The 233-nt window shown below is 70.0% G+C and carries 1 protein-coding gene; it reads right to left on the bottom strand.

What is annotated here, in order from left to right; genetic code table 11:
- Positions 1-233 (bottom strand): hypothetical protein (locus tag CDN38_RS29850; protein WP_180276455.1); only part of this gene is annotated, 233 nt, incomplete at both ends.

A 233-nucleotide genomic window follows, 5' to 3' on the forward strand; every position in this document is an offset into this window, starting at 1 on the left:
CCCTGGCCACGGTGTTCGGCAGCGGCAACAGCACCACGGCCTTGGCGCCCGTGGTGCTGTTGCCGCTGCCGAACACCGTGGCCAGGGTGGCGATATTGCCGCCGGCTCCACCGGACTCGGCGGCAATATCGCCACCCTGGCCACGGTGTTCGGCAGCGGCAACAGCACCACGGCCTTGGCGCCCGTGGTGCTGTTGCCGCTGCCGAACACCGTGGCCAGGGTGGCGATATTGC

The organism is Mycobacterium ostraviense, from assembly GCF_002705925.1.
Taxonomy (GTDB): domain Bacteria; phylum Actinomycetota; class Actinomycetes; order Mycobacteriales; family Mycobacteriaceae; genus Mycobacterium; species Mycobacterium ostraviense.